Here is a 10,771-nt window from a genome sequence, read left to right on the forward strand (position 1 = left end):
GTCTAAATCTACCTGTAGTTCTTCCTTTATTTCTCTAAAAAGGGATTGTGTATCAGATTCACCGGGTTCTCTTTTACCCCCCGGGATATAATAAACATCTTTACCCGAACTCCTTGTGCATAAGATTAGGTTGTCCACGATATGAATCCATGCCAACACATCCAGGATACCATCCGATGGTTCAATATAATAGTCGATGGAGTTAAGTGAATGGTTAGGGTCTAATTTATCCAGTATTTTATCAATTAAAATCCCAAAACGACTTAGTGTAGCTAGTCTTTTGTTTCGGCCCAGGGCACTGGAGATAGTCTCATCTCTATTACCAAATTTGTAACCTCCTTTTTTTACCCACAGTGTATTGAGTAAATGCTGCATCAAAACATTTCCCAACTGATCTACAGATACGGCAATCTTTAATAGATATTCCCCCAGGCCTCTAAAGCCTCTTGAGAATAAGGAATACAAGATGCCATATAAAAATCCTATGGGGCCGGTAAGAATAAGCAAAATTAAAGACACTATAAAAAGGAGTACTCCGGCAAAGGGGCTGGATTTTCTATCGGCCAGTTTTTCTTGTTTTTTAAGGATCACATCAGAATTAGTTGCTCAACCACTAAGTTAATGGATATTTAGAAAGTAGAATTAAATCTATACTCATTCCTGTTTTAGACGGGAACTGGTTTTATTCCTTAAGCCCCACCAGGTCTCTTTTTATTAAGAAACCCATATAGGAAGAATCCAATACTCAAGCCTAATATTACATAAGCTAATATGGAAAACAACTGAGACTGTGTGATAATATTTAAAAAAGGAAGTAAAATTATAGGAGATAAAAACTGACCCATAAACCAAAATGTGGTTAATCTGCCAATTTCCTGACCCCGAATTTGTTCAGGGGCTAATTGCATTACCCAAACATTTGCATTAGGAATCATTAAGCCCATACCCAGTCCGGCTAGTAACATTCCTATCATAACCATGCCGAATGATCCTCCATAGGAAATACTTGCGTAGGCGAGGGCCATTAATAAATAGCCAATACCAAAAACTTGCTGAAAACTCAATCTGTCCTTTATACGGGAAAATGAAAGCGAGGAAATTACTGAGAAAAGAGTGCTTGAAGCTATTGCGATGCCAATTAAAGTGTTTTTTTCAATGCCAATAGATTTTAAATAGAATGGTATCTGTACGGGGATAATAAAAAACAGAATCCACATAATCATCACATTTATAAAGACCAACCAAATTATTTTAGGTGATTTAACGGAAGTATCCTTGTTTTTTGAAGTATGTAATATTTTTGGCTCTTTTAGAAATAATCTGGTCATGGGAAAGATTATCAAAGGAAATAAATAGAGTAAAAAAGGAACTCGCCATGATATATCGGCCAGGACTCCCCCAAGAGTAACGAACATTATTCCTCCTAATGACATCACTGCTATTTGCAAACCGGCAAACTTTTGTCTGGATTTGTCCTGATAATAATCTGCTATGAGCGTTGTAGCAATTGTCATTGTAATTCCAACACAAATACCCAGCAAAGCTCTTCCAGCCAGGATAAGATATATATTGTCCAGCCAATAACCCGAACTACCGGCAATCGCGTAAAGGATTAAAGCAGCACCTAAAAGACGCAATCTTCCAAATTTATCAATGAATTTCCCAGCGATTATGGCAGTCAGGGCGATAAAAAGAGCAGGAAACGAAAGCGTAAGCTTTACCATGTTTTCAGCGTTTGGTAAAGTTGAAAATGCTTTGGTCATATCAGGCAAAGAAGCAGATATGGTAATCATAGACATAATGGTAAGGCTACTTACCAGTAAAAGGGTAACTTTTACCTGCCAGCTTTCAGTATTCATAGTGGAATATATTTATAATTAACCCCCGGCAGGCAAAAGCCACCGAGGGAGATTGTAATGTTTAGTTTTTATCCATTTCCGGCTTTAGACCATTTCCCCTTTCATAAGTTTGGGAAGCATTGCCTTAAAATTCTCCTTTTTATTTAAATGTGGGAGAGGTTCACTTGGTTCTGGTACGCCCAGAAATTTACAAAGAGGAGCCCATCCGTCTCTTACGTCATAAACGAGTAATTTATCTTGTGGCACAGTGGCCTTTACTGAAGCGATGTGATCTTCCCAGAATTTTTTGGCAAATTCTTTATCGCCAAACTTTCCCTGTAGTCTTTCAGCAAAAAAGCACTTCTTGAACCATTTAATACACTTAACAACATTGCGTGCTCTGGCACTGAAAAGCAATTTCCCTATCATTTTAATCTTTTCACCTGGAGTTTGTGGCCCGGCCCTGAAAACGGTACTGTCCACACTTTTATACCAGGCTTCAAAATCCCGTACGGTGAGGATAACCTTTGCGTCAGGGTATCGTTTCATATGTTCTTTATACCAGGGGTAGCCGGGAAAATCTACCGTGCCGTCATATCCTTCGTACAGTGCATCCCAATCTGTATCACCGGTTTCATCAAGGGTTTTCCAATAATGAAGTTTCTCTGGGTTTACCAGCAATTCCTTCATATGGTAAACGTGATTAAAACCTAATTGTTCCAGGCTTTGCTTAAGAGTATTTGTGCCGGTCCTGGGTAATCCGGCTCCTATAATTTTAATTGACATTTGCTTATAGTTTTATGTTAGTAATTAATTGAGCTTCGATTTATTGTATACTATCCTGGGCTACAGCTGGGGGTGGCATTTTAAATATAAATGGTTTGGGTTGTTCCGAAAGGGGGGCCAGGTCTTTGCCTTCAAAGGCAGGAAAGTCCTCGGTAAAATGTGTTGCCCTGTATTGCATATATTTAAAAGGTCCGATTGGCGATGCCACTGTACCATCAGGCATTCTGTATTGGTCATTATAAGGATTCCAATATTCCCATACAATTTTTTGGTCTGGGGTAACTTCCATTAATCGTCCTTTGGCTCCGGAAGTGATTAAAGTATTTCCATTTTTCATTCGATGAGCCCCTGACACAAATGCCGAATAAAAGGAGTATTTATCCGGAGCTGTATAGGACCAAAGAGGGCCTTCTGGCCCAAAAGTTCCGTCCTCCTCCAATATATAAGCTCCTTCTGAATTTGTTGGTGGAACAAATTCGAAAACCGCACTATGATTGCCAAGAACCCCAACAGGAGCTTCAACCTCTGGAGATTTGCTTGTCATTAAAACTGCCCACATAGAGGGTACTTTGTTGTCTGGGTGTTCAATATCATTATTAAAAACCATTAAATGACCTTCACCGGGATATCCTTTCGGAATCCATTTTATATCGTGTTCAAAAAAGAGTTTACGATCTGCTTTTGATCCTTTTCCATAATTGATTGGGTTTCCCCAACGATACAATAGATCTCCCCCATGTCCCCATCTGCCACCGGTACTTCCTTTAGCCTCTTCAATGGTTGTGCCATGGTCTATGATCATTATTTCACTGTAAGCAGGAACACTTATAACAATCTGATCTAATTCTGCATTATAGGCTATGGCATTGGTGTGGGTAAAGTCGGAATGCTGGTTGTCTACGGTGGCATTTCCTGTCATCATACCCATTTTTATCCCTTGTTGGACTTGTTCTTCCGTCATTGGGGGAAATTCTGGACCATGCACATTAAAGTTAATTTTACGTGGATTTTCGGCCAAAATTCCATAGTTATTTTTTGTAGGGTCGTGGTCTTGCACCAAATGATCCCACATATGCCATTCCCATACAATTTCACCCCCGGTAGGTCCGGAAGGTTTTATTTCAATGATCTTGTCCGGCCAAAGCCCAGCTTTCGAAACATGTTTCGGGTCTCTACCCGCTTCTATAACTTCTTTTTGAGATTTTGCCTCGTAAGAAATGGCAAGAATATTTCCGTTAGGTAATAATTCAATATCATGGTGTATCAGTTCATCTTCATCTGCCCATTCAAAATCCCATAGGATATTTCCATCCCAGTCGTATTCCCTAATCCTTCCTGCTTGACCTCCCGCTGCGAAGGTAGGAAAGTCCGTGTCTACTTCTAGTCTGACCAAGTTGCCATTCTCTTTTAAATATTGGTTAACTACCGCCAATTCCCCTTCCCAGGTATGAATCACTTTCCCATCGAGATTAATTATATGTGTTTTAGTACTTTCCGGAGGTTGAATCATAACATAGCCAGGAGTAGCTAATGCTGTTTTTTCTTTAAGTCCCCGCTTAACGGTCAGACCTGTTAAGCTTCTGGTATCTTCTGGTTTCCATTCCCGGACCTCAATTTTTTCTGCCAGCTGTGGCACGGGTTTTTCTTCTTTACATGAAAAGAAAAATAACAGGATAAAACTAATGACAATATACTTATGTATATTCATAATTGGTTGGTTTGGTTTTAAAAAAAAAGCACTTAAAATTCAATTCAATTTGATTTCAAATTTAGATGGTTAAACTAAGTTGAAATGTTATGGATAAGAATTGATCAGATTGAAAGATAATTATAAATTCAGTACAATTGACTTTAGCAACTATTAATTATTTCTTAAAGAGATAAGAAAATAACAGTTCCCGCTAACTTAAATGTGTGGCAAATAGCTATTAAACTGCTTTCTGAATTACCTCGAAAACTTTTGCACCATCGCATTTTAGGGTTTTGGATGGGTATTTAAGCAGTAGCGCGTAATCATGCGTGGCCATTAGGATAGTTCTTCCGGTCTTATTAATTTCCTGTAATACTTTCATGACTTCTACACTGGTCTGTGGGTCAAGATTACCTGTTGGTTCATCGGCCAGGATAAGTTCGGGGTCATTCAATAATGCCCTGGCAATAGCAATCCGCTGCTGCTCCCCACCCGATAACTCATGAGGGAATTTAAACCCTTTGGTTTTCATGCCCACCTTATCCAGTACATCCTCAATTTGCGCATCCATTTTATCCTGATCTTTCCAGCCGGTAGCCTTTAGAACAAACATAAGATTCCTGTTGATGTTTCTATCGGGGAGTAACTTAAAATCCTGGAAAACTATGCCCAGTTTTCGTCTTAAAAAAGGGATGTCTTTTTCTTCAAGGGTTTTTAGATTAAATCCTACAATTCGTCCATGCCCCTCTAAAAGCGGAAGATCTGCATAAAGGGTTTTCATAAGGCTGCTCTTTCCACTTCCCGTCTTTCCTATCAGATATACAAACTCTCCTTTTTTCACCTCCAGGGTAATATCATTGAGTACCATATTATCCTTTTGGAAAACGGCAACATCTTTCAGATTTAATATGCTTTCACTCATAATTTAAATGTTGATATAAAAGTAATAAGTTCCTTCCTAATTAGGGCTCACATGAAGTAAAAATCTATTATTTAGTTGTTGAACATACTTAGTAACAATATTTGACGTTATTATGGGAAATTACGGTACTTCTTAACAGCTAGAGAACATTATGCGAAAGAAAAAAACCGCGCTACTTCTATATTTCATTGGGATAATAATTTCTGGATACACTCAGGAATCAAAAATTTATACCCATCATCAAAAACAGTATCAGGATGCGCTGGCACTGTTTAATAGTAAACAATATCAGGCTGCTCAGACCATTTTCGAAAAAGTGCAAACGAGTACCAAAGATTTTGAAACGGAAGCCAATAGTGCATATTATGTAGCCAATGCTGCAGTAAGATTAAATCAGCTTGGTGCGGACAGGTTGATGGAAAATTTTGTAGCCAACTACCCAACTTCTACAAAACGAAATTCCGCATTTATGGATGTAGCCGATTATTATTTTGAAAACGGCAAATATCCTTATGCTCTGAAATGGTATAGAAAAGTAGACCAAAATTCTATGTCGGCTCCCGAAAAGGAACGGTTTAATTTTAATATGGGTTATTCCTTATTCAGTTCCAAAAAACCAAAGGAAGCTGAACGTTATTTAAGCAAGGTTACTACATCACCCACTTATGGTTCCCAGGCCAAATATTATCTTGGGTATATTGCCTATCAGCAAGATGATTATGAGGGAGCTAACGAACGTTTTGATCAGATAGCAGATCAGGAATTATTAAGTGATAAGCTTTCCTATTATCAGGCCGATATGAATTTTAAGCTGGGTAAATTTGAAGAGGCTATTGAACTGGCTAAATCACAATTGTCCAAATCTGACAGACAGGAAGTATCTGAACTAAATAAAATCATTGGGGAGAGTTATTTCAATTTAAAACAGTATGCAAATGCAATACCCTATTTGGAAGCTTATAAAGGGAAACGAGGTAAATGGAGCAATACAGATCACTATTTATTAGGTTATTGTTATTATAAACAGGAAGACTATGCCAACGCCATTAGCCAATTCAATAAAATAATTGAAGGTAACAACGGAGTTGCTCAAAATGCATATTACCATTTAGCGGAGTGTTATTTAAACCTCGGTAAAAAGCAAGAAGCGTTAAATGCTTTTAGAAATGCTTCTCAGATGGATTTTAATATGGAGATACAAAAGGATGCTTATCTCAATTATACCCGCCTGAGTTATGAAATAGGGAATCCATATGAACCTGTACCTAAGGTCTTGTCTACTTACCTGGAAACTTATCCCAATGATACTCATTCAAAGGAAATTCAGGAATTATTGGTTGACTCCTATATTACATCTAAAAACTTTGAAGGTGCACTCACCCTCTTGGAAGAAAACAGCAGTTTCGCCAGTAAAGCAACCTATCAGAAAGTAGCCTTCTATCGCGGAGTTGAATTGTTCATTGAAACAGATTATGCCGGTGCAAATGCTTTATTTGCTAAATCCCTGAATAATGCACCTGATGAGTTGTTCAAGGCACGCGCAAGATATTGGAAGGCAGAATCTCAATATATGCTCAATGCTTTTGAGGATGCACTTTCAGACTATCTTCAATTTAAAAATAACCCGGCGGCATTACGAACAGAAGAAGTTAAGGATCTTGATTATAACCTGGGGTATACCTATTTTAAACTAAAAGATTACAACAATGCAATTTCTTATTACCAGGCATATGCCGACAAGGGAACGGATGCTGCTAAAAAAAATGATGCCAATGTGCGCCTGGGCGATTGTTTTTTTGTCACTAGCAAATACTGGCCGGCAATTGAATCGTATAATAAAGTATTGCAATCCGTTAGTCCGGAGAAGGATTACGCAGCATTCCAAAAAGCGATAAGCTACGGTTTTATTGACAGGAGTGCCACAAAAATTGAGGAACTCAATGGTTTTATTTCTAGGTATCCCAAATCGAGTTTAAAGGATGATGCACTATTTGAACTGGGTAATTCATATATTAAAGAAAATCAGGAGCAAATTGGGTTAGAAACCTATGACAGGCTAATAAATGATTATCCCGGTAGTACTTTGGTTCCCAGGGTATTACTCAGACAGGGACTGGTTTTTTATAATTCCAACAAGAATGATCTGGCCCTAAGTAAGTTTAAAACAGTTGTGCGCGATTACCCTAACTCCCAGGAGGCAATACAGGCGGTTGCGACAGCTAAACTTATTTATGTAGATACTGGAAAAGTAAGCGAGTATGCAAGCTGGGTAGAAGGCTTAGATTTTGTTGAGGTATCCGATTCCGAATTAGACAACGCGAGTTATGAATCTGCTGAGAAGCAAAACCTTCAGGGTAAAAAAGAAGCTGCTATTAAAGGATATGAAAACTATATCAGGGACTTCCCAAATGGCTTACATGCAATAAATGCCAACTTTAAGCTTGCACAATTATATTTTGCGAAGGGCGATAAAGACCAGGCACTTCCCGGTTATACCTTTGTTGCTAACAGTGGTGCTAGTGAATATTCAGAACAAGCCCTTACCAGGGTCTGTGAAATTTATATAGGAAAAAAAGACTATGCCTCGGCACTTCCTTTCCTTCAGAGATTAGAATTAATCGCGGATATCCAACAGAACAGAACATTTGCACAATCTAACCTAATGAAAGGCTACTATGAGCAAAAGAATTATGACCAGACTATAGCTTACGCCGAAAAAGTTCTGGAAACAGACAATATTGATGATAGAATTAAGAGTGATGCACAAATAATGATCGCAAGATCCGCTATAGCAACTGGTAATGAAGAAAGAGCAGAGAAGGCTTATTCTGAAGTTTTAAAGATAGCAAGTGGAGGGTTGGCGGCAGAAGCTTGGTATTATGATGCATACTTTAAACAAAAGGCAGCGTCTTTTGAGGCTTCCAATACTTCGGTTCAAAAATTGGCGAGAGATTATTCCAGCTATAAGGAATGGGGCGGTAAAGGTCTAATTCTCATGGCAAAGAATTATTATGCCCTGGATGATGCATATCAGGCAACATATATTCTGGAAAGTGTAATTGCAAATTTTGGTGATTATGATCAGATCGTTGCTGATGCGGAAGGAGAATTAGCTATTATAAAATCTAAGGAAGCACAACGAAATTCATCCATTGTTCCGGAGGGAAATTAAATAGATAAGAACACATTATGCAGAGGGAACTAAAAGTTACGATAATTGCTTTAATAGGTATAGTGCAGCTCTTATCGGCACAAGACGAAAAAGATATTGGAACGGAAACTGTTACGGTAGTAAGACCATATTCACCTACAGTTTCAGATGCTTTCAAGGTGAAATCAATTCCAAATCTCAATGATTCTATTGTACTTCAAAAAAAGAAGATTGAGTACAGTATTTACTCAATACCCGTAGCTTCGACCTTTACGCCAGCCAAGGGTAGGGCTTCTGTTGTGCAAAAAGCCAAACCGGAAAAACTATATAATTCCTATGCTTCTGTCAGCCTTGGTAATTTTAGCAATGCCCTCGCAGATTTTTATACCAGTAGAGACATAGACAGGGGCAATAAAAGAATAGATTTTGGACTTAATCATCATTCCGCACGCGGAGACCTGGAAGATGTTTTACTCGATACCGATTTTTACAATACAAAATTGAATGCTTCTTATAACCAAAAAGAAAGAGATTTGAATTGGCGTGCTGATATTGGATTTCAACATCAGAAATACAATTGGTATGGACTTCCTGAAGGGGTTTTTGATGAACCCACAATTAGTACAATCAATGAAACCCAAAATTATTTTGGCCTTGAAGCTGGTGCGGAGCTCCAGATGGAGGAGTCTGTTTTTTCGGGAGGAGAAGTGTTGTATCGAAGATTTTGGGATGCGGTGGATTCTGGCGAAAATAGATTTTTGATAAAACCAGAATTTCAATTCCCTGTCTCGTCAGAATTAGTGACTTTAAAAGTCAATTTTGACTATGTAGGAGGGAATTTTAAAAATGCCAGTATAAATAGCTCAACGAACACACAAGGTATAGATTACGGCCAAATGCAAATTGGTGCAAATCCAAATTTGGTATTATCCGGGGATAAATACATCTTAAATTTGGGAGCCTCATTTGTATATGGACTGGATACGGAGGTTAGTGATAGTAATTTTTATATTTATCCGGAAATAACAGCGTCTTACAGGTTATTAGATGATACGGTTATTGCCTATGGAGGTATAGTAGGGGGTCTAGATCAAAATTCTTATTATAGTTTTGTTGGAGAAAACCCATTTGTATCACCTACCTTAACTATAGTGCCTACAGACAGGCAGTATAATGGATTCCTGGGTATAAAAGGTCAATTAATTTCTAGTCTGAGCTATAACGTAAAAGCATTTTATAGAGCTGAAAACAGAAAACCCCTATATAAATTAAATCCTCAAAATGATTTTAGGGATGATGAAAAAGGATATTATTATGGAAATTCGTTCGAAGTATTTTATGATGATATTAAAACCCTCGGATTGTTTGCCGAATTGAATGTGGATATAAACAGAGATTTCACACTTGGAGTAAACGTAGAAATATTTGATTACAACACGGAGACTGATAATCCTGCATGGAACCTTCCTGATGTTAAAGGGTCATTGCTTTTAGATTACCAGATAGGGGAAAAATGGTTCCTGGGGGCTAATTTATTTTATGTAGGCGAACGTCAGGATTTAAGTGCGCAGGTGGTAGAAAATGTTCTGCCTGCAGATTTCCCTTCCACAGTGATTACTTTAGATAGTTTTTTTGATGCAAATGCACATGTGGGATATCATTTCAATGAACAGCTTACTATTTTTGCCAAAGCAAATAATATCGCTAATAATGCGTACCAACGCTGGGCCAATTTTAGAGTACAAAGCTTCCAGGTATTGGCAGGGGTATCCTATAAATTTGATTTTTAGACGGCTTTCTAACTAATAAAGTTAAATTTTAGCTCAATCATCTGTAAAAGCCACTGTTTAACGGCATTAACTTTACGCCCGAAGATTAATTCCTAATTTAGAGTGAAGTACTAGCCCCTTATTATTTTGGATGTAAAGTGTACATATAGCTTGTTGTTCACCTTCTTTTGGTGTATTACAACCCTTCTGTCTCAAAACCTGATACAAAATCCAAGTTTTGAGCAGTATGATGAATGCCCTGCACGTCTCGGTAATTTTGAAACTGATGTCACTCATTGGAGCACACCCACAAAAGGATCTACAGATTATTTTAACGATTGCAGCACGATAATGGGGACCCCTGAAAATTTTAATGGGACACAACCCTCAGATTTTGGCAAGGGTTATGCCGGTCTTTATCTTTATGCCCCGGATGATTATCGGGAATATATACAGGTGCCGCTTACTCAAACCTTGGAGAAAGGTAAAACTTACCAGGTTTCCTTCTATGTTAGTCTTGCCGAACGTTCGGACTTTGCAATAAAAGATTTTGGAGTGCTTTTTTCAAAAGTTAAAATGGTACTGAATATAAAAAAAGAAATCTCCAAAATGCAC

At 38.0% G+C, this 10,771-nt stretch carries 7 protein-coding genes and 1 pseudogene; 3 read left to right on the forward strand and 5 right to left on the reverse strand.

Annotated features, from left to right (window positions below; all coding sequences use genetic code 11):
• The 5 genes from WBN20_RS02710 to WBN20_RS02730 form a co-directional block, all read right to left on the reverse strand.
• A partial coding sequence (locus WBN20_RS02710) for an NUDIX hydrolase (RefSeq protein ID WP_424280616.1) occupies positions 1-591 on the reverse strand: 591 nt, incomplete at its 3' end.
• Between the two features lie 98 nt (positions 592-689).
• The gene (locus WBN20_RS02715) at positions 690-1,859 is read right to left on the reverse strand and encodes an MFS transporter (protein ID WP_424280617.1); all 1,170 of its coding nucleotides are present in this window, start codon (positions 1,857-1,859) and stop codon (positions 690-692) included.
• A gap of 84 nt (positions 1,860-1,943) precedes the next feature.
• Positions 1,944-2,624, reverse strand: a complete 681-nt coding sequence (locus tag WBN20_RS02720) for a sulfotransferase family protein (RefSeq protein WP_424272670.1) — start codon at positions 2,622-2,624, stop codon at positions 1,944-1,946.
• A 40-nt stretch (positions 2,625-2,664) separates the two neighbouring features.
• Positions 2,665-4,332: an aryl-sulfate sulfotransferase gene (locus WBN20_RS02725; protein WP_424280618.1), complete on the reverse strand. Its 1,668-nt coding sequence runs from the start codon at positions 4,330-4,332 to the stop codon at positions 2,665-2,667.
• Between the two features lie 220 nt (positions 4,333-4,552).
• On the reverse strand, positions 4,553-5,236 hold the full coding sequence (locus tag WBN20_RS02730; protein ID WP_424272668.1) for a cell division ATP-binding protein FtsE: 684 nt from the start codon (positions 5,234-5,236) through the stop codon (positions 4,553-4,555).
• Positions 5,237-5,387: 151 nt separating this feature from the next.
• Between WBN20_RS02730 and WBN20_RS02735 the strand changes: the two genes are divergently transcribed.
• From WBN20_RS02735 to WBN20_RS02745, 3 genes and pseudogenes are all read left to right on the forward strand, one after another.
• Positions 5,388-8,408: a tetratricopeptide repeat protein gene (locus tag WBN20_RS02735; RefSeq protein ID WP_424280619.1), complete on the forward strand. Its 3,021-nt coding sequence runs from the start codon at positions 5,388-5,390 to the stop codon at positions 8,406-8,408.
• A gap of 17 nt (positions 8,409-8,425) precedes the next feature.
• A complete protein-coding gene (locus tag WBN20_RS02740; protein ID WP_424280620.1) occupies positions 8,426-10,177 on the forward strand; it encodes a TonB-dependent receptor in 1,752 nt (583 codons plus the stop codon).
• 153 nt (positions 10,178-10,330) lie between these two features.
• A pseudogene (locus WBN20_RS02745) lies at positions 10,331-10,771 on the forward strand (OmpA family protein); the annotation flags it as partial.

It is taken from the genome of Eudoraea sp., assembly GCF_049665975.1.
In the GTDB taxonomy this organism is placed as follows: domain Bacteria; phylum Bacteroidota; class Bacteroidia; order Flavobacteriales; family Flavobacteriaceae; genus Eudoraea.